Below are 22,386 nucleotides of genomic sequence, written 5' to 3'. Positions count from 1 at the left end.
CAGGTCAGTACTCGACCTGCCGCCCGCCAAACTCCGCCAGGTCCGCGGTAATGACGTCGCCGTGATTTTCCAGGAACCGATGACCGCCCTGAACCCGGTGTACACCGTGGGGTTCCAGATCGTCGAGACGCTCCGGCTCCACAATGAGATCTCGCCGGATGAGGCCAGGCAGCGGGCCCTGCGCCTGCTCGCGCTGGTGGAGCTCCCGGACCCCGAGAAGGCGTACAAGTCCTACCCCCACCAGCTCTCCGGCGGCCAGCGGCAGCGGGCGATGATCGCCCAGTCTCTCTCCTGTGATCCGAAACTCCTGATCGCGGATGAACCGACCACGGCTCTCGACGTGACGGTCCAGGCGGAAATCCTCGATCTCATGAGGAACCTGCGCAGCAAACTCAACAGCGCGATCGTGCTCATCACCCATGACATGGGAGTCGTGGCAGATCTCGCTGATCGGATCGCCGTCATGCGCCGCGGTGAAATCGTCGAGACAGGAACCGTCACAGAAATCTTCGGAAATCCGCAGCACGAGTACACGCGTGCACTGCTGGCGGCGGTTCCGCACCTCGGCCAGGGCGGGGGAGAGGGCGACGACGTCGACATCGATGCTGCGCTGGCGGCAGCCACGAACACCGAACTGACAGGCGTCGATGCCGACGAACTCGAACGACGCGAGCGGAACGTGCTGGCGGGACTGAGCGACGATTCCGCGGACGACAGGATGTCGGCCGATCCTGTCCTCGAACTCGCCAACGTCGCCATCGAATATCCGAAGCAGGGCAGGGTGCCAGCTTTCCGTGCGGTGGAGGGCGTCAACCTCATGATCTACCCGGGGCAGGTCCTCGGGCTCGTGGGGGAATCCGGCTCCGGCAAGACTACCATCGGCCGGGCCGCTGTCGGTCTGCTCCCGGTGGCCGAGGGATCGCTCAAAGTGGTCGGAACCGACATCTCCGGGTTCAAACCGACCTCGAGGGAACTCGGTGCAGTCCGCCGGCACGTCGGGATGGTGTTCCAGGACCCTTCGTCGTCCCTGAACCCGCGGCTGCCGATCGGCGAGAGCATCGGCGAGCCGATGTTCCTTGCCGGAGAGGCAAGAGGCACAGCCCTGCAGAAGCGCATCGAGGTGCTCCTCGATCAGGTGGAGCTGCCCCGCTCCTACCGGAACCGCTACCCCCACGAATTGTCCGGCGGCCAGAAGCAGCGCGTCGGCATCGCGCGGGCACTCTCCCTCCGGCCGAAACTGATGGTGGCGGATGAGCCGACGTCGGCCCTTGACGTCTCGGTGCAGGCCAGGGTCCTCGAGCTTTTCCAGAACCTGCAGCGGGAACTGGGCTTCGCATGCCTTTTCGTGACGCACGACCTCGCAGTGGTGGACGTCCTGGCGGACCATATCTGTGTGATGAAGCGCGGCAGGATCGTCGAACAGGGCACCCGCGACCAGATCCTGCGCAGACCCCAGGACCCCTACACCCAGCGGCTCCTCGCTGCGGTTCCGCTGCCCGACCCCGAGAAGCAGCGTGAGCGGCGTGAGCTGAGGGCGAAACTCCTCGCGTCCTCCGAGTAGCGCACAGGGCGGCCCAGCGGTAGCGGCCCCGGAACGCGCGCCGGCCCACGATTTCCGCGCCGTCCCGGGAGCATACCCCCGGGCGGGCCTGGTGGGAGATATCTCACCTCGACAGGGGAATAGGTGAGATGCAGCGGCCGCGGGCGTATGGTGAAAAGCATGTCTGATTCCACCAAACGTACCGACGCGCCGCCCGGCAGTAGCATCCGGGAACGCTCCATCACACCAAATGAGGACTCAGCACGCGGGCCTGTCGGAAGAGCCCGTGTCGACAGACCGGTGCTTTTCGTGTCCCTGTCGGTCGTGCTGATCCTGATGCTGCTTGCTGTTTTCTTCCCCGCGGACTTCTCCACTGTGACCTCCGGCATCCTGGGCGGATTGGTGACCAATTTCGGCTGGGCCTTCGTCCTGTCCGCCACCGGTTTCGTCGTCTTCGCCCTGTTCCTGGCCTTCAGCAAATACGGCAGGATCACCCTCGGGAAAGATGGCGAAAAACCCGAGTACTCGACGGTTTCCTGGATCGCCATGATGTTCAGCGCCGGCATGGGGATCGGGCTCATGTTCTTCGGTGTCACCGAGCCCATCACCCATTACCTCACTCCGCCCGTCGCAGGGATCGAGCCGGGCACCGAGGAAGCCGCCCGGCAATCGATGAACTACACCCTCTTCCACTGGGCGATCCACCCCTGGGCAATCTACGCCGTCGTCGGGCTCGCCCTCGCCTACTCAGCCTTCCGTAAAGGCCGCGGTGCCGGATTCAGCGAAGCATTCACGCCTCTGTTCCGTGGACGCCCGACCCCGAAGGGGCTCCGGGCTATCGATGTCTTCGCGATCTTCGCCACGCTGTTCGGCTCGGCGACGTCGCTTGGGCTGGGAGTCCTCCAGATCAACGGAGGACTGACGGAAGTCTTCGGACTGGGCAACAATCTCGTCATCCAGATCGGGATCATCGCCGTGCTGACGTTCTGCTTCGTCATTTCGGCCGTCAGCGGCATCAGCCGGGGCATCAAGTGGCTCTCCAACGGAAACATGATCCTCGCGCTCGCGCTGCTGTTTTTCCTCTTCGTCGTCGGGCCGACGGTGTTCATCCTCGAACTGATTCCCGCATCGGCCGGCAGCTATCTGGTGAATCTTCCCCAGATGGCTACACGGACCGGAGCATTCGGCGGACATGAGTGGCTCGCTGCGTGGACCATCTTCTACTGGGCATGGTGGGTCTCCTGGACGCCGTTCGTCGGATCGTTCCTTGCGAAGATCTCGCGCGGAAGGACCATCCGCGAGTTCGTGATCGGCGTCGTCGGTGTACCCAGCGTCATCAGCGTGATCTGGTTCAGCGTCTGGGGCGGCTCCGCCCTGACCGCCCAGAACTCGGGAACGGATATCGCAGCGGCGAACGCCGAGAGCCAGGAGTCAGCGATGTTTGCACTCCTCGCGGAGTACCCGCTGGCGGCAGTCACCTCCGTCCTCGTGGTGATCCTGGTTGCGGTGTTCTTCATTTCCGGCGCGGACGCCTCATCGATCGTGCTGGGCTCGCTGTCCTCGTTCGGAGCAGCGGTCCCCCGGAAGTGGCTGACCATCCTGTGGGGGACCCTGACCGGCGCCGTAGCGGCCGTGCTTCTGTCGGTGGGAAGCCTGGAAGCGCTGCAGACCGTCACGATCATCGCAGCGGCCCCGTTCGTCCTCATCATGATCGGACTCTGTACCGCCCTGATGATGGACCTGGTAAAAGATCCTGTAGTGACCGGAGTCCAGCCCCGAAGGGCGCTGAAGCGGGACAAACCAGCACGGGTCGACGCGAAGTCCTAGCTTCGGCAGGACCCGTGACCGAGAAAAAGGGGAACTCCGCCGGGGTTCCCCTTTTCGTGCCCTGCCTCCGCCCGACGGCTCGCCGTTATGGAACCGTTATGGTCGCCGGCCGGGTTCCCCTCAAGGGCGCGGATCCCGCCCGCCACGGCAAAGGGCTCCAGCCGCAAGCGAGGAGTCGTTGTCCATGTGCTGCGCACCTCGATGATCCCCGTGGTGACCTTCTTCGGCGCCGACCTCGGCGCACTGATGGGCGGCGCGATCGTGACCGAGGGCATCTTCAACGTCAACGGGGTGGGCCTTACCCTGTACCGCGCCGCCCTCAACGGAGACGGATCGATGGTCGTACCGATCGTCACGTTCCCGATCCTGATCTTTGCCTCGCCAACCTGCTGGTGGATCTCCTGTACGCGGGGCTCGACCCAGCCCGCTCGCTCGGTGTCTCGCGCTTTGGTGCGCTGATGAAGCACGTCATTCCCCCATGCCCTGGCGTCGGTGATCGTCATCGCCACCATCTCGCTCGGAACCTTCTTCGTTGCCGAGTCGACGCTGTCCTTCCTCGGCATCGGGCTCCCACAACCAGCCGCCGCCGTCCGGCCGTTGCTCGAGCTGCGGGACCTCGCGGTCACGTCCGCCACGGCGAACGGTGCTGTCCCGGCGGTGCGCAAGGCGCACCTGACCGTCATGCCGGGCGAGACCGTGGCGATCGCGGGTGAGTCGGAGTCAAGGAAATCGACGACGGCGCTCGCGGCGATGGGACTCCTGCCCGACAACGGGCTGCCCGGCTCATCGAAGGATGTGGCGAAGGTGCTCTCGGAAGCAGGGCTTCCCGATGCCGAGGCCCGGGCCAACCAGTACCCCCACGAATTCTCCGGCGGCATGCGCCAGCGCGCGCTCATCGCCACCGGCCTCTCGTGCAGGCCGCGCCTGCGCCCTCGATCCGAAGGTGGTGATCTGCGACGAGGCGGTGTCGGCGCCCGATGTGCTGGTGCAGGCGCAGATCCTCAGCCTGCTGGCCGATCTGCAGTCGGAACTGGGCCTGAGCTACCTCTTCATCACCCATGACCTCGCGGTGGTCCGGCGGATCGCCGACTCCGTCTGTGTCATGGAGAAGGGAAGACTCGTGGAGCAGGGAACCACCGACGACGTGTTCGACAACCCGCACGGATAATCCCGGTGCGGCTGTCGCATTTCGGCGTGCGGGCCGCCGTGCCGCTGCACGTCGAGTCTTCGGACGCATTAGGTCTGTTTTTGCCTAGCGTTTAGACTGGTGGTGGGTGAGCATTGTAGCCGCCGTCATTTCCCCGCAGAAGATACTGAATTGAGTCCTTACGCATGTCTGAAACCACAGGCAACACCGCTGTCCGCAGCGATCTCCGCAATGTAGCCATCGTGGCTCACGTTGACCACGGAAAAACCACCCTGGTCGACGCCATGCTCAAGCAGACCAACTCCTTCGCTGCGCACGGCGATGTGGCGGACCGGGTCATGGACTCCGGCGATCTCGAGCGCGAAAAGGGCATCACCATCCTCGCCAAGAACACCACGGTGTTCTACGACGGCCCGGCCGCGAAGGGCGAGACCATCACGATCAACGTGATCGACACCCCCGGCCACGCCGACTTCGGTGGCGAGGTGGAGCGCGGCCTCTCGATGGTCGACGGCGTCGTCCTCCTCGTGGACGCGTCCGAGGGTCCGCTTCCGCAGACCCGCTTCGTGCTGCGCAAGGCGCTTGCCGCCAAGCTGCCCGTCATCCTCCTGGTCAATAAGACCGACCGGCCCGACTCGAGGATCGAAGAGGTCGTCAGCGAGTCGATGGACCTGCTCCTCGGCCTTGCCTCCGACCTGGCGGACGAGGTCCCCGACCTCGACCTGGATTCGATCCTCAACGTCCCCGTGGTCTATGCCGCTGCGCGCGCCGGCGCTGCCTCGCTGGAGCAGCCGGCCGACGGCACCATCCCGTCGAACGACAACCTGGAGCCGCTGTTCCAGACCATCATCGAGCACATCCCCGCTCCCCGGTACAACCCCAATGGTGTCCTCCAGGCACACGTGACCAACCTCGACGCATCGCCGTTTCTCGGCCGCCTCGCCCTGCTCCGCATCTTCAACGGGACGCTCCGCAAGGGCCAGACCGTCGCCTGGGCACGGCAGAACGGCGAACTGAAGTCCGTGAAGATCACCGAGCTCCTCGCGACCAAGGCCCTCGACCGTGTCCCCACCGAGTCCGCCGGACCAGGCGAGATCGTCGCCGTCGCCGGCATCGAGGGCATCACGATCGGCGAGACACTCACCGACGTCGACAACCCCCAGCCGCTTCCGCTCATCACCGTCGACGATCCCGCGATCTCCGTCACGATCGGTATCAACACCTCGCCGCTGGCCGGACGCGTCAAGGGCGCGAAGGTCACGGCGCGCCAGGTGAAGGACCGCCTGGACAAGGAACTGATCGGCAACGTGTCGCTCCGGGTGCTCCCGACTGCGCGTCCCGACGCCTGGGAAGTCCAGGGCCGCGGCGAGCTTGCCCTCGCCATCCTCGTCGAGCAGATGCGCCGCGAAGGCTTCGAACTCACCGTGGGCAAGCCCCAGGTGGTCACGAAGACCGTCGACGGCAAACTCCACGAGCCCATGGAGCACATGACCATCGACGTGCCCGAGGAATACCTCGGCGGCGTTACCCAGCTCATGGCCGCCCGCAAGGGCCGCATGACGAACATGGCCAACCACGGGACCGGCTGGGTCCGCATGGAGTTCATCGTTCCCGCGCGCGGCCTCATCGGCTTCCGCACACGGTTCCTCACCGACACCCGCGGTGCCGGCATCGCAGCGTCGATCTCCGAGGGCTATGAGCCGTGGGCCGGTGACATCGAGTACCGCACCAACGGATCGATGATCGCCGACCGCGCCGGCGTCGTCACCCCGTTCGCGATGATCAACCTGCAGGAACGCGGCTCCTTCTTCGTCCAGGCGACCTCCGAGGTGTACGAGGGCATGATCGTCGGCGAGAATTCCCGCGCCGATGACATGGACGTGAACATCACGAAGGAAAAGAAGCTCACCAACATGCGTGCAGCCTCCTCCGACACCTTCGAGAACCTCACGCCGCCCCGCAATCTGACGCTGGAGGAATCCCTCGAGTTCGCACGGGAGGACGAGTGCGTGGAGGTCACCCCGGAGTCAATCCGCATCCGCAAGGTGATCCTCGACGCCAACGAGCGCATGCGCGCCTCACGCTCACGCGCACGGGCCTGACAGCTCCGTCCATGCAGCCTTCCGACGCCGGCCCTTCCGTTTCTTTGGAGGGCCGGCACCCGCAGGTGACGCTGCACCCCCCGGTCCCCGCGAAGCCGCCCCGCCGCTCCTGGAAACCGTCGCGTCGGCGTACGGGGGTGTTCGGAGTTTCCCGCTGGGAGGGGACCGGTGCTTCCGTAGCCGGAGGACTCCTTGCTGCCGTGCTGGGAACCGCACTGCACGGGCACGTCGCCTACGTCGGGAGCACCGCGGTGCCGGCCGGTGCTGTGGCCGCACTTCTCCTGGCCGGGGCGGTCTCTGTGTGGTGCGGGCTGTGGGCCCGGAACATCCTTGCCGCCGCCCTGTGCGGAGGAACCGCCTATGTCGTGGTGGCCCTGATCGCCAGCTCCCCGAAAACACTGATCCTCACCGGCACCACCGGTGGCACGATCCTTCCGGTGGCGGTGGCCGGGAACATGTGGCTGTTCGGACTTGCGGTGGCAAGCGTCCTCAGCGTGGCAGTGTGCGCCGTCGTGCTGCGACGGTCCGCAAGGGCCGACACCCGGTAGTCAGTCAGCGCTCCGGTCGAGGTGGTGCGCCAGCATGATCGAGGTGGCAGTGCCGTCCTCATCCGCATCCTGTGATGCGTACTCCTCGAAAATCCCGCGGATGCGCTCCATCATCCTCGTCCGGTTCTCCTCGTTGAGCCTCACCCCGAGCCGCCAGACATCGATCTCGGACGGGCCGAGGCCCTCGATCTCCTGCAGGAAGGTTTCCACCAGGACGGGCGCCGCGTCCGGCATGCTGCTGCGCCACGACAGGCCTGTCGCACGGTAGGGGATTTCCTTGGCGCCCCGGTTGCCCGTCCGTGGCTGCTCTGCCCGCAGGAAGCCCGTCGCCAGCAGCGTCCGCACGTGATGGAGCGCTGTTGCAGGGTTCAGGTCCAGTGCCTCGGCGATTTCCTTGTTCGTCCTGCCCTTGTGAAGGCACAGGCGGAGGATCCGGAGCCGGAGGGGCGAGCTGAGCGCCCTTCCCCGCGCCTGGAACTCGTCGTCGTTTTCCATCCCTGAATTCTACGCGACAGGGGCGCGGCGATTGGCATTGACCAATCAGTATCCGCCCCCGGCCCGTGAAGCGGGGCCGCTAGCGTCGCGGCCGGCGCGGCGGGGGCGGCGGAACGGTTTTCGCGGCGGTCACGGCCGACAGGCGCACGACGTCGTCGCCGCGCCGGGTGCGGATGGTGCACGCCTGCTCGTCGACGGCGAGAAGGTCGCCCAGCGAATCGGTGAATCCCCCGTCGAGGCGGTGCCGGACCACCACCCGGGTGCCGGCAGGCAGTGAGCGGAGCAGTGCCACGGCGGAGTCCATCTCAGCCATACTACTGGCCGTTCACGGCACCGGCCGTCCCCGCTTACGTTCCGGCGGGCAGGGGTGCGCCCGGGGTGCCGGTGGAATGCGGAGCGGGGGTCCGGTTGCGTTAAGCTGGGGAAAGGACCCAAGGTGCCCCCGGCACACCAGCTTCGAGGAAAGGCGTGGGACGTGACCTACGTAATCGCGCAGCCCTGCGTGGACGTCAAGGACAAGGCCTGCATTGAAGAGTGCCCTGTCGACTGCATCTACGAGGGCGAGCGATCGCTGTACATCCACCCGGACGAATGCGTCGACTGCGGGGCATGCGAACCCGTCTGCCCGGTGGAAGCCATCTACTACGAGGACGACACCCCGGACCAGTGGGCCGAGTACTACAAGGCCAACGTTGAGTTCTTCGACGATCTCGGGTCGCCGGGAGGCGCAGCCAAGCTCGGCAACACGGGCAAGGACCACCCCATCATCTCCGTCCTCCCGCCGCAGAACCAGCCCGCGTGAGGCTTCCCGGGGAGGCACGCCGCTTCGGGCTGAGCCTGCCGGACTACCCGTGGGACGCCATGCGGCCCTTCCTGGAGAAAGCATCGCAGCACCCGGGTGGACCCGTGAACCTGTCCATCGGCACGCCGGTCGACCCCACGCCGGAGGTCATCCGGGCGGCGCTGTCGGCGGCAGCGGATGCACCCGGTTATCCGACGACCCACGGGACCCCGGCGCTGCGGGAAGCCATCAGCGCATGGTTCGCGCGCCGCCGCGGCGTTCCGGGGCTTGACCCCCAGCACATCCTGCCCACCCTCGGCTCGAAGGAGCTCGTGGCCTGGCTGCCCACCCTGCTGGGCCTGGGGGAGGGCGACGTCGTCGTGCGTCCCCGCGTCGCGTACCCCACCTACGACGTCGGCGCGCTGCTTGCCGGAGCAACCCCGGTCGCGGCCGATTCCCTGGCGGAGCTCGACCCCGCGGTCCGGCGAAGGGTCCGCCTCGTCTGGCTCAACAGCCCGGCAAACCCCACCGGGGAGGTACTCGACACCGGAGCCATGAGGGCCGTTGTCGACGAAGCCCGCTCCCTCGGAGCAGTGGTTGCCTCGGACGAATGCTACGCGGAGCTCGGCTGGGGCAGCTGGGATCCGGCCCGCGGCGGAGTGGCTGTGCCCAGCGTCCTCGATCCGGGCGTCACCGGCGGCAGCCACGAGCTCCTGCTGTCCATCTATTCCCTGAGCAAACAGTCGAACATTGCGGGGTACCGCGCGGCGTTCTTGGCCGGGGACGGGACGATCCTTGCTAACCTCGTGAATTCGCGCAAGCACGCCGGGATGATCGTGCCCTTTCCCGTTCAGGAAGCCATGCGGGCGGCACTCGGCGATGACACGCACGTCCAGGTACAGAAGGACCGGTACCGAAGCCGGCGGGTGCGTCTGCTCCCCGCGCTGGCATCCTTCGGCCTGACCGTGTCGGGCTCCGATGCCGGGCTCTACCTCTGGGCTTCCGACGGCGGCGCGACCTGGGACACCGTGGAACGGTTGGCCGCCCGGGGCATCGTGGTGGGGCCTGGAACCTTTTACGGGGAGGCGGGGAACGGGTTCGTCCGGGTGGCGCTCACCGGCACCGACGAGCGGATCGATGCCGCCGTCGAGAGGCTCCGCAGGTGAGCCGCACCGCTGCCGGCACCGCTGCCGGCACCGCTGCCGGCACCGTTGCGGCTGCACGGCAGCGACTGGTCCGATTAGCGATAGGACCGCTCGTACCGGTAGCGTTTCAGCTGAATATGCCAACCTGCGGTTGCAGTCGGGCAAGCGGTGCGATGAATTCACTCAAGCTCCTGAAGGAGAGTCAATGACTGAGCAGAACAGTGCCTCGCTGCACTACAACGGCGGCGAGCTCAACCTCCCGATGGTGCCCGCGATCGAGGGCAACAACGGTTACGACGTCTCGAAGCTCCTGAAGCAGACCGGGCACGTGACCTTCGACCCCGGCTTCATGAACACAGCGGCAACGACGTCCGCCATCACCTACATCGACGGCGACGCAGGAATCCTCCGCTACCGCGGCTATCCCATCGAACAGCTGGCGCAGAATTCAAGCTTCCTCGAGGTTTCCTACCTGCTGATCTACGGGAACCTGCCGACGCCCGAACAGCTGTCGGCCTTCGACGGCAGGATCCGGCGCCACACGCTGCTGCACGAGGAACTCAAGGGTTTCTTCGGCGGATTCCCCCGCGACGCCCACCCCATGCCGGTGTTGTCCTCCGCGGTCTCCGCGCTCTCGACGTTCTACCAGGACTCCCTCGACCCGTTCGACGACGAGCAGGTGGAACTCTCGACGTTCCGCCTCATGGCGAAGCTGCCCGTCATCGCGGCGTATGCGCACAAGAAGTCCATCGGCCAGCCGATGCTCTACCCGGACAACTCGATGAACCTGGTGGAGAACTTTCTCCGCCTGTCCTTTGGGCTGCCGGCCGAGCCATACGACCTAGACCCGATGATGGTCAAGGCCCTCGACCTGCTGCTCATCCTCCACGCGGACCACGAGCAGAACTGCTCGACGTCGACCGTCCGCCTCGTGGGCAGCTCCAACGCCAACATGTTCGCCTCGGTGTCGGCGGGCATCAATGCACTCTTCGGCCCGCTGCATGGCGGCGCGAACGAGGCGGTGCTCAACATGCTGCGGGACATCAAGGCCAAGGGCATGAGGCCCGAGGACTTCATGGAGAAGGTCAAGAACAAGGAGGACGGGGTGAAGCTCATGGGCTTCGGGCACCGCGTCTACAAGAACTACGACCCCCGGGCCAAGATCGTCAAGGCCACCGCCCACGACATCCTGGGCAAGCTCGGAGGGAACGACGAACTGCTCGACATCGCAATGCGGATCGAGGAGATGGCGCTTGCCGACGATTACTTCATCGAGCGCAAGCTGTACCCGAACGTTGACTTCTACACGGGCCTGATCTATAAGGCGATGGGCTTCCCGGAAAAGATGTTCACGGTGCTCTTCGCCATCGGCCGCCTCCCCGGCTGGATCGCCCAGTGGCGCGAGATGATGCAGGATCCCCAGACGAAGATCGGGCGGCCCCGCCAGTTGTACACGGGGGAGCCGGAGCGCAACTACCCCGCGCGCTGACCCGCGTCCAGTGGTAGGTTTCGGGTATGGCTTCCTCATTGGTGCGACCCCGGAACGGCAAGCTCATCGGCGGCGTCTGCGCCGCCCTCGCCAACCGCTTCGGCATTCCGAAAATACTCGTTCGCCTCGGCTTCGTGATCTTCGGCCTGGTCGGAATCGGCGAGCTGGTCTACATCGTGCTGTGGATCATGATTCCGAAGGCCTGACGGCGACGGACGCCCGCGAGGACGACTGACCCGCCGGATGCACGGGTGCGTCCGCCGTCTTCTGCAGCGGGAAAAGGTCGGGCGCCGCACCCGGTCCGCACCGCGGCCCGGACCAGCTAGACGCCCGTCGCGTAGCCCTGGGGGTTGTTCTTCTGCCAGCGCCAGTGGTCCCCGCACATCTCGTCGAGGGTGCGCGTGGCCGACCAGCCGAGGTCCGCCAGGGCCGCTGACGGGTCCGCATAGCTGACGGCCGCGTCTCCCGGGCGCCGCGGAGCGAACTCGTACGGCACCTCGTGTCCGGCGGCAGCTGAGAATGCGGCAAGTACCTCGAGCACCGACGATCCATCGCCGGTGCCCAGGTTCCACCGGTGCACCCCGCCGTGCCGGGCAAGGTACTCCAGCGCTGCGAGGTGGCCACCGGCGAGGTCCACCACGTGGATGTAGTCGCGGATACCGGTGCCGTCGGGCGTGGGGTAGTCGTTTCCGAACACCATCACCTTCTCGCGCCGGCCCACGGCGACCTGCGCCACGAACGGCAGGAGGTTGTTGGGGGTCCCTGTGGGGTCCTCGCCGATCCGGCCCGACGGGTGCGCGCCGACAGGATTGAAGTACCGCAGCAGGGCGATGTTCCACCGGGCGTCCGCGGCACCGACGTCGGACAGGATGTCCTCGATCTGCTCCTTGGTGCGGCCGTATGGATTGACCGCATCCAGCGGCATCTTCTCGATGAGGGGCACCTCCTCCGAAGCGCCGTAGACGGTTGCGGAGGAGCTGAAGACCAGTGTCCGGACATCGTGCGCTTCCATGACGCGGAGCAGGTTGATGGTCCCTGCCACGTTGTTGTGGTAGTAATGCAGCGGTTCGTCGACCGATTCGCCGACGGCCTTCAAACCGGCGAAGTGGATCACGGCGTCCACCTGCTCCTGCTGGAACACCGTGCTCATCCCCTGCTCGTCGAGAAGGTCTACCTGGTGGAATGTCAATCGGCGGCCCGTCAGTTCCTGGACGCGTTCCAGGGAGGTCTCCGTGGAGTTCGTGAGGTTGTCGATCACGACGACGTCGTGCCCGGCCTCCAGCAGCGCCAGCGAGGTGTGCGAACCGATGTAGCCACTGCCGCCGGTAACAAGAATTTTCATGCTGCCCATTCTAGTTGTCCGCGGCCGCCGGATCTGCAGGCGCTGCCGCGACGGAGAGGGCGAGTTGCCCCGGCCCGGTTGCTGCCGGCAGCCACTCACCCTCCTCGCGGGTCCACTCCATCGACGCGAAGGACACCGAGGTGATCTGCAGTGCGTCGGCGTTGGCGACCGCCCAGTGCGCCTCGGCCCAACCCCGCGCTTCCTCGACCTCCCGGGTGAGCACGGCACCATCGGCGGCTCCGCCTCGGGGGCCGAACAGGTTCTCGATATCGGTCGCCACGGCTTCAGCGTTTCCGGTCTGCTCGGGTGTGCGCAGCACACAGGTGAGGGACGCGGCAGAATTGCCGGTCAACGCGGAGGCGAACGCCCGGCCTTCCGGTTCGTGATCCGCATAGGCCTCAGGAAAGGCGCTGCGCTGCACGGTCTGGGCCGCCTCGGTGATGGGAAGGGTTTCATAGCCTGGAATTCGGACGAGGGCGTCATAGAAGGCGCCGGCCGCATACACCGGGTCCATGATCTGCTCCTCGGTACCCCAGCCCTGTGACGGCCGCTGTTGGAACAGGCCGCGTGAATCAGGACCGGCGTCGTCTCCGTAGTCGATATTCTGGAGCCCGGACTCCTGGATGGCCGTCGCGATGGCGATGGAGGCCGCCCTCGCGGGGAGGCCCCGGGCCACTGCGACTCCGGCGATCAGCGCCGCGTTCCGGGCCTGCGACGGCCGGAGATCGTAGCTGTCCGGTCCCACCACCGCCGTGCACCGCTCACGGACCAGCACCTCCGTGTCGTTCACCCGGGTGACGGCGAAGTAGACGGCACCCGCGAGCAGGCCGAGAAGAATAATCAGCACGACGACGACGGCGGTCCGTGTCCGGCGTCGTCGCATCGTAGCTGCGCTTGAACGGTAGGAGGCCGCCACTGGCTACTGGTTCGCGTGGAGCGCGGGATTGAGCGCAATGCCGCTGCCCCTGCGGGGTCGGGCTTCGACGACCCCGGTCGAGGAGTTCCGCAGGTACAGCACCCCCGATTCGCCGGAGAATTCGGAGGCCTTGACCACGGTGCCGTCCTGCAGGGTGAGCTTGGTGCCGGCGGTGATATAGAGGCCGGCCTCCACCACGCAGTCGTCGCCGAGAGAGATGCCCACCCCCGCTTCGGCACCGAGGAGGCACCGTTCGCCGATGGTGATGGTTTCCTTACCGCCGCCCGACAGCGTGCCCATGATGGAGGCACCGCCGCCGATATCGGACCCGTTCCCCACCACGACGCCTGCTGAGATGCGTCCCTCGACCATGGAATGGCCGAGGGTGCCGGCGTTGAAGTTGACGAATCCCTCGTGCATCACCGTGGTGCCGTCGGCAAGGTGGGCTCCCAGCCGTACGCGGTCGGCGTCGGCGATCCGCACACCGGTCGGCACCACGTAGTCGACCATCCGCGGGAATTTGTCCACCGCGAGGACCGTGACCGGTCCGCGTGCGCGCAGCGCCAGGCGGACCGCCTCGAAGCCTGCGACGGCACACGGGCCCCAATTGGTCCACACCACGTTGGCGAGCAGCCCGAAGACGCCGTCGAGGTTGATGCTGTTGGGGGCTGCGAGCCGGGAGGACAGCAGATGGAGGCGAAGATAGGCATCAGCGGTATCCGCCGGTTCGGCGTCGAGATCCGAGGTTGTTGCCACGACCGACTGCGTCGTTCGCCGCAGCGGATCCGATCCTGCGGCGGCCAGCTCGTCGAGGTTCTCCCGCAACACGGTGTCGGCGGAGGGGTCGGCCGCACCAAGGCGGGGCGCCGGGTACCAGACGTCGAGGACGGTACCGCCGGCGTCGAGCGTGGCGAGGCCCAGGCCGCTGGCCGTCCTCGGGCCGCCGGCAGGTGTGGAGGAGCGCGGTGCAATCGGGGTCATGCCCTTCAGTCTACCGAGGGATAATGTTGACCCATGACTCAGCTACGCCCTCCCGCCCTTGACCTGACCTCGGATGTGGCGCTCCTGACCGCGGCGTTGATCGACCTGGAGAGCGTCTCCGGCAACGAGCGCGCTCTCGCCGACGGAGTCGAGGCAGCACTGCGGCAGTTGCCCCTTCTCGACGTCGTGAGGGACGGTGATTCCATTCTGGCGCGCACCACCCTCGGCCGCAGCGAGCGGGTCATCCTTGCCGGGCACCTGGACACGGTTCCGCTTCCCTCGGCTCCGGGCGCGCGGGGAACGGTGCCTGCCGCCTGGGACGGCGACGTCTTGTACGGTCGGGGGGCCACCGACATGAAGGGCGGCGTCGCGGTGCAGCTCGCCCTCGCTGCGGTGCTGACCGACCCCGTCCGTGACGTGACGTTCATCTTCTACGACCATGAGGAGGTCGAGGCGTCGCTGAGTGGCCTCGGCCGGCTGGCGGCTGCCTATCCCTCCTGGCTGGAGGCGGATTTCGCCGTCCTGCTCGAACCGACCGACGGGACCGTCGAGGGCGGCTGCAACGGTACCGCCCGCTTCGACGTCACTACGGCGGGCAGGGCGGCGCACTCCGCGCGGGCGTGGATGGGGGAGAACGCCATCCACGGGGCGGCGGAGATACTCGTGCGCCTCCGGGACCACTCTCCCGCCACGGTGACGGTGGACGGACTGGAGTACCGCGAGAGCCTCAACGCGGTGAGGATCGCCGGAGGTACCGCCGGCAATGTGATTCCCGATGCCGCGGTCATCGAAGTGAACTATCGTTTTGCGCCGGACAAGACGCCGGACCAGGCGGATTTTTACGTCCGGCAGGTTCTCGAGGGGTTCGACGTCGTCCAGACGGACGTTGCAGCCGGCGCCCGTCCGGGGCTGCAGCACCCGGCGGCGGCCGCCTTCGTGGCTGCGGTGGGCGCCGAACCGAAGCCGAAGTACGGCTGGACCGACGTGGCGCGGTTCAGCGCGCTGGGCATTCCGGCGGTCAACTTCGGGCCGGGTGATGCCCTGCTGGCGCACACCGACGACGAACACGTGCACGCCGATGCGGTCCGGGAATGCCTGCGCGTCCTGCGGGCCTGGCTTGCGCCGAACCAGGGCTCCTGACCCGCGCGGGGTGCCTCAGGTACTCGCCGCGTCCATGGCGACGACGCCGTCCTGCTTGGTGGTTCCCGCCCTGCCCTTGGTGCGGAAACTCAGCAGGGTGGAAAGCCGGGCGGCGAGGGACGAGACGGCGAAGTTGATGAGAATGAAGATCACCGCGGAGATCAGCAGCGCCTGCAGCAGGTTGCCCTCACCGACACCGAGCCGCCGGGCACTCTGCAGCAGTTCCGAATAGCCGATGATGTAGCCCAACGCCGAGTCCTTCAGGATCACGACGAACTGGCTGACCAGTGCGGGAAGCATCGCGATCAGGGCCTGCGGAATCTCGATGCTCCGCAGGGACTGGACAGGCGTCATGCCGATGGCCATGCCCGCCTCGCGCTGACCCCGAGGGAGGCCCTGCACACCCGAGCGGATGAGCTCGGCGATCACCGAGCCGTTGTAGAGCGTCAATGCCACGACGACGGCGACGAACGCCGGATCGTCGACGGCGTCGATCCGGCCGAAGCCGAGCCAGAGGAAGATCATCATGAGCAGCACGGGAATCGCCCGCAGGAACTCGACGATGACGCCGGCCACTGCCCGGATCGGCAGGAAGGAGGACAACCTCCCCATGCCGAAGATCAGGCCGAAGAGGATCGAGGTGACGACCGCGATGGCCGCGGCCTTCAGCGTGTTCAGCAGCCCGGGAAGGATGAAGAACTCCCAGGTACGGCTTTCGAGGAAGGGTGCCCATTTGTCCGGGGCCAGCTGGCCTTTCCCTCCCAGCAGGAAGATGACGTAGGCGACGAGAGCCAGGATCAGGGCGACCCCGAGGATATTTCCGAGGAGGATGTTCCGCCGGGCCTTGGGTCCGGGTGCGTCGAAGAGGACCTGCTGAACGCTCATCGAGCCACCGCCAATTTCCTGGATGCCCAGGTGGTAAGAAGCCCTACGGGGATCACGATGATCACGAAACCGAGGGCGAAGGTCAGGAAGATCGGGATGACGAGGTCCCCGCGGAATTCGATCATCGTCTTCATCAGGCTCGACGCCTCGATGGCGACCGATCCGGCCGCGGCGACCGTCGAGTTCTTGATGAGGGCGATGAGGACATTACCCAGCGGGGCGACGGCCCCGCGGAACGCCTGGGGGAGGATGACGAGCCGGGCGGCCGGCAGGAAACTCAGGCCGATGGCGCGCGCGGCTTCGGCCTGGCCGAGCGGAACAGTGTTCACGCCGCTCCGGATCGCCTCGCAGACGAACGCAGCATGGTAGAGGGACAGGCCGAGAATCGCGAGCCGGAAGAAGTTGAGGTTGAAGTCCTCGGTGAGGGAGACCTGGAGCTGGCCGAACAGGCCGAGAACCCCGAAGGCGATGATGATGGTGAGCGGTGTATTGCGGAAGATGTTCACGTATGCTGCGCCGACGAACTGCAGGCTTGCGATGGGTGAGATCCGGAACAGGGCCAGAAGAGTGCCGAGCAGCGTCGCCCAGATGGCTGCCCAGAAGGTCAGCTGGATGTTGGCCCAGAAGGCCGCGGGCACATCATAGGTTTCGAACAGCGTGAGATAGTTCTCCACGGTCCACCTCTTCTCGAGTGTTGAACATGCATCGGTGGGGTGGCCCTGCGGGGACCACCCCACCAATAGAGGCAGGTGCTACGCGCAGGGCTCAGGCGTCGGCGGGTTCAGCTCGTCGTTGAACGTGTAGTCGGCGCCCTCGGTGTTCGCCGTGATCGCTTCCTCCCACGCGCCTTCGTCGATCATCTTGGTGATGGCTTCGTTGATGGCCTCGCAGGTGGTGTTGTCCTGGGGGAGGCCTACACCGTAGTTCTCCTCCGAGAACGGTGCGCCGACCACCTTGAACTGTCCGGCGTTGGCTTCCTGCGCGGCGAGCCCGGCGAGGATGATGTCATCGGTGGTGGCCGCATCGATGCCGCCGCCGGCCATCAGGCTCACGCACTCGGCATAGCCTGGCTGCTCCACGAGGTTGACGCCGGGGTAGGTGTCCTTGATCTTCTGCGCCGAGGTGGAACCGGTGACGGAGCAGAGGTTCTTGCCCTCGAGGTCCTCCGGGCCGCTGATCGAATCGTCATCGGCGCGGACCAGGAGGTCCTGGCCGGCGACGAAGTAGGGTCCCGCGAACGCGACGGTCTCCTTGCGGGTGTCGGTGATGGAGTAGGTCGCGAAGATCATGTCCACCTGGCCATTGCTCAGCAGGTTCTCGCGGTTGGCCGAGGGAGCCTCGCTGAACTCGATCTGGTCCTCCGAGTAGCCCAGTTCGTTGGCGACGTACTTGGCGACGTCGACGTCGAAGCCCGAGTACGAGCCGCCCTCGTCGAAGCCGAGACCCGGCTGGTCGAACTTGATGCCGATGCGGATGGTCTCTCCTGAGCCTTCGGCTTCGCCGGTGGCCTCAGCGCCACCGCTGTCGCCTCCGCCACAGGCCGACAGGGTGAGTGCTGCCGCAGCAGCGATGGCTGCTGCAGCGTAACGGGTCTTGCGCATTGATTTCTCCTTGCGTTGTGGCCCTCGATAGGCCTGGACGTGGTGATGAAAATCTTGGGTGCTGCGGATCAGTGGGCGAGGATCTTCCCCAGGAAATCCTTCGCCCGATCGCTCTTGGGGTGGGTGAAGAACTCCTCCGGGGTGGCCTGCTCGACAATCTGGCCGTCCGCCATGAAGATCACGCGGTCGGCCGCTTTCCGGGCGAATCCCATTTCGTGGGTGACCACGATCATCGTCATCCCTTCCTTGGCGAGCGCCACCATCGCGTCGAGGACCTCGTTGATCATCTCAGGGTCGAGCGCCGAGGTCGGTTCGTCGAACAGCATGACCTTCGGCCGCATGGCGAGCGCCCGGGCGATCGCCACGCGCTGCTGCTGGCCGCCGGACAGCTGGGCAGGAAGCTTCTGCGCCTGGTTGTCGACTCCCACGCGCTTCAGGAGGGACATCGCGAGGTCCTTGGCTTCACCGCTTTTCATCCCCTTGACCTTCACCGGTCCGAGGGTCACATTCTCGAGAATCGACTTGTGGGCGAAAAGATTGAAGGACTGGAACACCATGCCGACGTCGGCCCGCAGTTTCGCCAGTGCTTTTCCCTCGGCGGGCAGCGCCTTGCCGTCCACCCGGATCTCGCCGTCGTCGATGGTTTCGAGCCGGTTGATGGCGCGGCACAGCGTTGATTTTCCTGAACCGGAAGGCCCGATGACGACAACCACTTCTCCGCGGGCCACCTCGAGGTTGATGTCCTTCAACACGTGAAGGTCGCCGAAGTGTTTGTTCACGTGCTTCAGCGAGACCAACGGTTCCCCGGAGGACGCGGATGTAGACGGTTGCGGTTCACTTGTCATGGATAGAATCTAGCGAACAATCGCCCTTTGGCAATCCACCCGGGCCCGAAGCAGGTAATCGTGATTCAAGAGCAATCAAAGCCGGGCAGCTGACGGTGATCGCATAGCCTTGGGGAATGCCTCACATCCACAGCGTTGACGACAACGAGAATGCCGGCCGGACCAAGGGTGCGACGGAGCCCCGGCGGCGCGGTCAGGTCGAGTTGCGGCGGAGCCAGGCCGCAGTGCCGCAGTCGGACAGTTTCCTGCTCGACGCCGACGATTCTGCCCCTTTCACCAAGACGGATCCCTGGCGCGTGTTGCGCATCCAGAGCGAATTCGTGGAGGGGTTCGGAACACTCTCCGAGCTCGGCCCCGCGATCAGCGTGTTCGGCTCGGCCCGCACCTCGCGGGACTCGCCGTTCTACGCCATCGGGGAGGAAGTGGGCCGGCGCCTCGTCGGGGCCGGCTACGCCGTCATCACCGGGGGAGGCCCGGGCGCCATGGAGGCGGCCAACAAGGGAGCGTGCCAGGCCGGTGGGATGTCGGTGGGCCTCGGGATCGAACTGCCCTTCGAGCAGGGGATGAACGAGTGGGTCGATCTCGGCATCAATTTCCGGTACTTCTTCGCGAGGAAGACCATGTTCGTGAAGTACGCGCGGGGGTTCGTCGTACTGCCCGGCGGATTCGGGACGCTCGATGAACTCTTCGAGGCCATGACCCTGGTGCAGACCAAGAAGGTCACCTCGTTTCCGATCGTCCTGGTCGGGGTGGCCTACTGGACGCCCCTGCTGGACTGGGTCCGCGACACGCTGCTGGTGGAAGGTACGGTGTCCCAGGCGGACATCGACCTCATCCACCTCGTCGACAGCGCCGAAGAGGCTGTGCGTTTCGTGGTGGCGGACACCGGAGGTTCGGCGGCGAGGTGAGCCGGAACTCTGGCACGATTGCCGTGTGACCTTCTTCCTTGCCTTCCTTGCCGTGGCACTGCTGGGGCTGACCGCAGTACTGGCCTCCGGTGTCCAGCCGTTCTCCCGACGGGCGGGCACGAACCAGAGCCGCGGAGGGGACTCGCGGCTGTACCTCCCCGCGACGGGCCTGGTGGAACCGGTGGCGTCCCTGCCTCCCGTCCTCCTGCCGGACCGGCCGACGGCCTCGGACGTGGACCGCGTGGTGTTCAGCCTGGGACTGCGCGGCTACCGGATGGACCAGGTGGATCAGGTCCTTGACCGGCTTGCTGCCGCGCTCGGGGAGCGCGACGCCGTCATCGAGCACCTGACATCGGGGTTGGGCGAGCCGGAGAATTCCCGGCCATGAGCGGAGCAGTGCCGGGATCGGACGGACGGCGAAAGTGCGCCTGGGCCGTATCGACCGCCGATTATGAGCTCTACCACGACCTCGAGTGGGGCAGGCCGGTGGCGGGGGAGTCCGCCCTGTTCGAACGGCTCAGCCTCGAGGCGTTCCAGTCCGGGCTGAGCTGGATCACGATCCTGCGCAAGAGGGAATCCTTCCGCGCGGCGTTTGCCGGGTTCGATCCTGGCACGGTGGCGCAGTTCGACGACGACGACGTCGCCAGGCTCATGTCCGACGCGGGGATTGTGCGGAACCGCGCGAAGATCGTCGCCACGATCGCGAACGCGCGGGCGTTGCTGGCACTTCCCGACGGCGTCACCCTCGCCGGCATCCTCACCGCACATCGCAGTGAGGACTGTTCCGCGCCGGAAACGATGGAGGCAGTGCCGGCGGTCACACCCGAGAGCACCGCCCTGGCCAGGGACCTGCGCGCCAGGGGTTTCCGGTTCGTCGGGCCCACCACGGCCTACGCCATGCTGCAGGCCACCGGGTTCGTCAATGATCACGTGGCCGACTGCTGGGTGCGAACGGATGCACGGGCGGGTCCGGACCAGTGCCTGCAGTAAGCGCGAGCCGTCCAGTACACCGGCGGAGTCCGGCTGGGTGGCACTGGGCCCTTCAGGTACTCGCCGTCTTCGCCCTGGGCCGCGGGGTGTCGTCCGCAGTCCTCGTGTGGGCGGCAGGACAGCAGGGGCCGAGCCCCTGGGGAGGGGCAGACCCCGGATACGGGGCGTTCGTCAACTACTGGGACAGCGGGTGGTACCAGCAGGTCTTCGACAAGGGCTATCCGGACGTACTTCCCCGCAACGCGGACGGGATGGTGGTGCCGAACCAGTGGGCCTTCTACCCGCTCTTCCCCGGCCTCGTGAAGCTGATCGATCTGATCACCGGAATCGGTTGGGGAGCGGCCGCGCCGATCGTCGCCGTCGTCGCGGGGTTCGCAGCCTCCCTTGTGATCTACCGGCTCTTCCGGCTTCGCGTGAATCATCCGGACGCACTCTGGGGCGTGGGGCTGATTGCGGTGTCGCCGGTGTCGCCGATCCTCCAGATTCCCTATGCGGAGTCCCTCCATCTCCTCCTGCTCGCTTCGTCGCTCTATCTGGTGGCGAGACGACGGTACCTCACCGCGCTACCTGTGGTGCTGGCCATGTGTTTCACCCGCCCGGCGGGAGTTCCCTTCGCAGTGCTGCTCGCCGGACTGCTGCTGTCCGAGCTCTGGCTGGAGAGCAGGAGGGGAACGGGATGGCTGCGGCGCGCCGCCAGCGACCCGGCCACCATCCGGCTGGCGGGCCTGACCGCGGGCACCGGGATCGGCGCGCTCGCCTGGCCGGTCGCCGCATGGGCGTCCACCGGTGATTTCTCCGCCTATGTCGACACCGAGACGGCGTGGCGTGAGGAGGAGCTCTCACCGTTCACGCCCTGGCTGGCGGTGGCGTCGTCGTACTTCGGGCCGGTCCTCGGCGCCGGTGCGGTGGCAGTGCTGGCAGTCGGCTGTGTGCTCCTGCTGCGGTCCGGCCCCGTGCGGCGGCTGGGAACGGCCATGTGGTGCTGGTGTGCGGCCTACCTGCTGTATCTTGCTGCCTTCTGGAATCCGCAGACCAGCACCTTCCGCATTCTGCTCCCGCTCTTCCCTCTGGCGCTTTCTGCAGTCCTTCTGTCGCGCGCCCGGCGATACCGCTGGGCGCTGGTGATGCTGTCAGTGCTCCTGCAGGTGGTGTGGGTCGCATGGCTGTGGACCTGGTCACCCAGTACCCCCGAAGGAGATTACCCGCCCTAGGATGTGACCCACGCCGCTCGGTGATTAGCCCGGCGGCGCATTGTGCTGAATAATGTTGGTGATGACGCGCACTGCGGGAGTGGTTTATTTCCTTTCCGTATCAGGTGCACCGCTTACTGTCGCGTGGCCGGATACCGGTTCCGCATTGTTGAAAGGGACACTCCTTATGGCTGCCATGAAACCGCGAACCGGCGATGGGCCGATGGAAGTCACCAAAGAGGGCCGCAGTCTGATCATGCGGGTGCCCATCGACGGCGGAGGCCGGCTTGTCGTGGAACTGAACGCCGAGGAGGCAGGAAAACTGAAGGACTGCCTGCTGACCGTGACGGGCTGACCGGGTACGGAGCCGGCCCGGTCACCGCGCCGGCTCCGCTGGTGACCGCCTCGGACATCGCCGGTTCCACCCGGTTACCGGCACCATTCAGCGGAACGGTCGCTCTTGACCAGCGCGGAGGGCATGGCCTGTCGGCGGCCGTCAGGACCGCCGCTTGAC

The 22,386-nt window shown here is 66.3% G+C and carries 23 protein-coding genes and 2 pseudogenes; 16 read left to right on the top strand and 9 right to left on the bottom strand.

Features of this window, described 5'->3' with window-relative positions; translation table 11 throughout:
- The 6 genes and pseudogenes from Y704_RS21480 to Y704_RS0114160 form a co-directional block, all read left to right on the top strand.
- Positions 1 to 1,561: dipeptide ABC transporter ATP-binding protein (locus Y704_RS21480; protein ID WP_081747672.1), on the top strand; the 1,561-nt coding region annotated here is incomplete at its 5' end.
- A 159-nt stretch (positions 1,562 to 1,720) separates the two neighbouring features.
- Positions 1,721 to 3,367 (top strand): BCCT family transporter, encoded by a 1,647-nt coding sequence (locus Y704_RS0114180; RefSeq protein WP_026550607.1) that lies wholly within the window; start codon positions 1,721 to 1,723, stop codon positions 3,365 to 3,367.
- A gap of 141 nt (positions 3,368 to 3,508) precedes the next feature.
- Positions 3,509 to 3,789, top strand: a pseudogene (locus Y704_RS23550) (ABC transporter permease subunit); the annotation flags it as partial.
- Positions 3,790 to 3,913: 124 nt separating this feature from the next.
- Positions 3,914 to 4,526 (top strand): annotated as a pseudogene (locus tag Y704_RS25575) (ABC transporter ATP-binding protein); the annotation flags it as partial.
- A gap of 173 nt (positions 4,527 to 4,699) precedes the next feature.
- Entirely contained in the window at positions 4,700 to 6,616 is a 1,917-nt protein-coding gene (gene typA / locus Y704_RS0114165) for a translational GTPase TypA (protein ID WP_026550604.1), read from the top strand.
- 137 nt (positions 6,617 to 6,753) lie between these two features.
- Positions 6,754 to 7,164 carry a hypothetical protein gene (locus Y704_RS0114160; RefSeq protein WP_026550603.1) on the top strand — a complete coding sequence of 137 codons (411 nt, stop codon included), beginning with the start codon at positions 6,754 to 6,756 and terminating at the stop codon, positions 7,162 to 7,164.
- Here Y704_RS0114160 and Y704_RS0114155 read toward each other — a convergent pair whose 3' ends face one another.
- Positions 7,165 to 7,659 (bottom strand): helix-turn-helix domain-containing protein, encoded by a 495-nt coding sequence (locus Y704_RS0114155; RefSeq protein WP_026550602.1) that lies wholly within the window; start codon positions 7,657 to 7,659, stop codon positions 7,165 to 7,167. It abuts the gene before it with no gap.
- Positions 7,660 to 7,738: 79 nt separating this feature from the next.
- The gene (locus Y704_RS0114150; RefSeq protein ID WP_253904354.1) at positions 7,739 to 7,963 is read right to left on the bottom strand and encodes a putative acetyltransferase; all 225 of its coding nucleotides are present in this window, start codon (positions 7,961 to 7,963) and stop codon (positions 7,739 to 7,741) included.
- A gap of 171 nt (positions 7,964 to 8,134) precedes the next feature.
- Between Y704_RS0114150 and fdxA the strand changes: the two genes are divergently transcribed.
- The 4 genes from fdxA (at position 8,135) to Y704_RS0114130 (ending at position 11,280) form a co-directional block, all read left to right on the top strand.
- Entirely contained in the window at positions 8,135 to 8,461 is a 327-nt protein-coding gene (gene fdxA, locus Y704_RS0114145) for a ferredoxin (protein WP_026550600.1), read from the top strand.
- On the top strand, positions 8,458 to 9,606 hold the full coding sequence (gene dapC, locus Y704_RS0114140) for a succinyldiaminopimelate transaminase (protein ID WP_026550599.1): 1,149 nt from the start codon (positions 8,458 to 8,460) through the stop codon (positions 9,604 to 9,606). Before fdxA ends, dapC begins: the two co-directional genes overlap by 4 nt.
- A gap of 184 nt (positions 9,607 to 9,790) precedes the next feature.
- A complete protein-coding gene (locus Y704_RS0114135; protein ID WP_035772869.1) occupies positions 9,791 to 11,074 on the top strand; it encodes a citrate synthase in 1,284 nt (427 codons plus the stop codon).
- A 26-nt stretch (positions 11,075 to 11,100) separates the two neighbouring features.
- The gene (locus Y704_RS0114130) at positions 11,101 to 11,280 is read left to right on the top strand and encodes a PspC domain-containing protein (RefSeq protein ID WP_026550597.1); all 180 of its coding nucleotides are present in this window, start codon (positions 11,101 to 11,103) and stop codon (positions 11,278 to 11,280) included.
- A gap of 116 nt (positions 11,281 to 11,396) precedes the next feature.
- Here the strand turns inward: Y704_RS0114130 and galE are convergent, their stop codons facing one another.
- From galE to dapD, 3 genes are read right to left on the bottom strand one after another with little or no spacing between them, the layout of a single operon-like run.
- A complete protein-coding gene (galE, locus tag Y704_RS0114125; protein WP_026550596.1) occupies positions 11,397 to 12,416 on the bottom strand; it encodes a UDP-glucose 4-epimerase GalE in 1,020 nt (339 codons plus the stop codon).
- A gap of 10 nt (positions 12,417 to 12,426) precedes the next feature.
- Positions 12,427 to 13,299, bottom strand: a complete 873-nt coding sequence (locus tag Y704_RS0114120; RefSeq protein WP_026550595.1) for a hypothetical protein — start codon at positions 13,297 to 13,299, stop codon at positions 12,427 to 12,429.
- A gap of 36 nt (positions 13,300 to 13,335) precedes the next feature.
- A complete protein-coding gene (gene dapD, locus Y704_RS0114115) occupies positions 13,336 to 14,313 on the bottom strand; it encodes a 2,3,4,5-tetrahydropyridine-2,6-dicarboxylate N-succinyltransferase (RefSeq protein ID WP_035772867.1) in 978 nt (325 codons plus the stop codon).
- Between the two features lie 33 nt (positions 14,314 to 14,346).
- On the opposite strand from dapD, the gene dapE reads away from it, so the two are divergent.
- On the top strand, positions 14,347 to 15,453 hold the full coding sequence (gene dapE, locus Y704_RS0114110) for a succinyl-diaminopimelate desuccinylase (RefSeq protein WP_026550593.1): 1,107 nt from the start codon (positions 14,347 to 14,349) through the stop codon (positions 15,451 to 15,453).
- A 15-nt stretch (positions 15,454 to 15,468) separates the two neighbouring features.
- Here the strand turns inward: dapE and Y704_RS0114105 are convergent, their stop codons facing one another.
- The 4 genes from Y704_RS0114105 to Y704_RS0114090 all read right to left on the bottom strand — a co-directional run bounded on the left by Y704_RS0114105 (position 15,469) and on the right by Y704_RS0114090 (position 18,736).
- A complete protein-coding gene (locus Y704_RS0114105) occupies positions 15,469 to 16,338 on the bottom strand; it encodes an amino acid ABC transporter permease (RefSeq protein WP_026550592.1) in 870 nt (289 codons plus the stop codon).
- Complete coding sequence (locus tag Y704_RS0114100) at positions 16,335 to 17,012, bottom strand: ABC transporter permease subunit (protein WP_026550591.1); 678 nt, start codon at positions 17,010 to 17,012, stop codon at positions 16,335 to 16,337. Before Y704_RS0114100 ends, Y704_RS0114105 begins: the two co-directional genes overlap by 4 nt.
- A gap of 78 nt (positions 17,013 to 17,090) precedes the next feature.
- The gene (locus tag Y704_RS0114095) at positions 17,091 to 17,939 is read right to left on the bottom strand and encodes a glutamate ABC transporter substrate-binding protein (protein WP_026550590.1); all 849 of its coding nucleotides are present in this window, start codon (positions 17,937 to 17,939) and stop codon (positions 17,091 to 17,093) included.
- A 68-nt stretch (positions 17,940 to 18,007) separates the two neighbouring features.
- Positions 18,008 to 18,736 carry an amino acid ABC transporter ATP-binding protein gene (locus tag Y704_RS0114090; protein WP_173401147.1) on the bottom strand — a complete coding sequence of 243 codons (729 nt, stop codon included), beginning with the start codon at positions 18,734 to 18,736 and terminating at the stop codon, positions 18,008 to 18,010.
- 164 nt (positions 18,737 to 18,900) lie between these two features.
- On the opposite strand from Y704_RS0114090, the gene Y704_RS0114085 reads away from it, so the two are divergent.
- The 5 genes from Y704_RS0114085 (at position 18,901) to Y704_RS23545 (ending at position 22,227) form a co-directional block, all read left to right on the top strand.
- Positions 18,901 to 19,692 (top strand): LOG family protein, encoded by a 792-nt coding sequence (locus Y704_RS0114085; RefSeq protein WP_026550588.1) that lies wholly within the window; start codon positions 18,901 to 18,903, stop codon positions 19,690 to 19,692.
- Positions 19,693 to 19,717: 25 nt separating this feature from the next.
- Complete coding sequence (locus tag Y704_RS0114080; protein WP_026550587.1) at positions 19,718 to 20,080, top strand: DivIVA domain-containing protein; 363 nt, start codon at positions 19,718 to 19,720, stop codon at positions 20,078 to 20,080.
- Entirely contained in the window at positions 20,077 to 20,682 is a 606-nt protein-coding gene (locus Y704_RS0114075) for a DNA-3-methyladenine glycosylase I (RefSeq protein WP_026550586.1), read from the top strand. The genes Y704_RS0114080 and Y704_RS0114075 overlap by 4 nt, the downstream gene beginning before the upstream one ends.
- Before the next feature lie 86 nt (positions 20,683 to 20,768).
- The gene (locus Y704_RS21465) at positions 20,769 to 21,893 is read left to right on the top strand and encodes a hypothetical protein (protein ID WP_253904353.1); all 1,125 of its coding nucleotides are present in this window, start codon (positions 20,769 to 20,771) and stop codon (positions 21,891 to 21,893) included.
- A gap of 166 nt (positions 21,894 to 22,059) precedes the next feature.
- A complete protein-coding gene (locus Y704_RS23545; protein WP_081737717.1) occupies positions 22,060 to 22,227 on the top strand; it encodes a DUF3117 domain-containing protein in 168 nt (55 codons plus the stop codon).
- Positions 22,228 to 22,386: the final 159 nt, after the last annotated feature.

The organism is Arthrobacter sp. Br18, assembly GCF_000520555.1.
Taxonomy (GTDB): domain Bacteria; phylum Actinomycetota; class Actinomycetes; order Actinomycetales; family Micrococcaceae; genus Arthrobacter_D.
This window is presented reverse-complemented; position numbering and strand designations above follow the sequence as displayed.

Excerpts from the sequence above, each read along its gene's own strand:
- Y704_RS0114135 (WP_035772869.1), top strand. The coding sequence starts at position 9,791 with ATGACTGAGCAGAACAGTGCCTCGCTGCACTACAACGGCGGCGAGCTC.
- Y704_RS0114075 (WP_026550586.1), top strand. The coding sequence starts at position 20,077 with ATGAGCGGAGCAGTGCCGGGATCGGACGGACGGCGAAAGTGCGCCTGG.
- Y704_RS0114085 (WP_026550588.1), top strand. The coding sequence starts at position 18,901 with ATGCCTCACATCCACAGCGTTGACGACAACGAGAATGCCGGCCGGACC.
- Y704_RS0114150 (WP_253904354.1), bottom strand. The coding sequence starts at position 7,963 with ATGGACTCCGCCGTGGCACTGCTCCGCTCACTGCCTGCCGGCACCCGG.
- Y704_RS0114105 (WP_026550592.1), bottom strand. The coding sequence starts at position 16,338 with ATGAGCGTTCAGCAGGTCCTCTTCGACGCACCCGGACCCAAGGCCCGG.
- Y704_RS0114120 (WP_026550595.1), bottom strand. The coding sequence starts at position 13,299 with ATGCGACGACGCCGGACACGGACCGCCGTCGTCGTCGTGCTGATTATT.
- Y704_RS0114155 (WP_026550602.1), bottom strand. The coding sequence starts at position 7,659 with ATGGAAAACGACGACGAGTTCCAGGCGCGGGGAAGGGCGCTCAGCTCG.
- Y704_RS0114095 (WP_026550590.1), bottom strand. The coding sequence starts at position 17,939 with ATGCGCAAGACCCGTTACGCTGCAGCAGCCATCGCTGCTGCGGCAGCA.
- dapE (WP_026550593.1), top strand. The coding sequence starts at position 14,347 with ATGACTCAGCTACGCCCTCCCGCCCTTGACCTGACCTCGGATGTGGCG.
- Y704_RS0114180 (WP_026550607.1), top strand. The coding sequence starts at position 1,721 with ATGTCTGATTCCACCAAACGTACCGACGCGCCGCCCGGCAGTAGCATC.
- Y704_RS23545 (WP_081737717.1), top strand. The coding sequence starts at position 22,060 with ATGGCTGCCATGAAACCGCGAACCGGCGATGGGCCGATGGAAGTCACC.
- Y704_RS0114130 (WP_026550597.1), top strand. The coding sequence starts at position 11,101 with ATGGCTTCCTCATTGGTGCGACCCCGGAACGGCAAGCTCATCGGCGGC.
- typA (WP_026550604.1), top strand. The coding sequence starts at position 4,700 with ATGTCTGAAACCACAGGCAACACCGCTGTCCGCAGCGATCTCCGCAAT.
- dapD (WP_035772867.1), bottom strand. The coding sequence starts at position 14,313 with ATGACCCCGATTGCACCGCGCTCCTCCACACCTGCCGGCGGCCCGAGG.
- galE (WP_026550596.1), bottom strand. The coding sequence starts at position 12,416 with ATGAAAATTCTTGTTACCGGCGGCAGTGGCTACATCGGTTCGCACACC.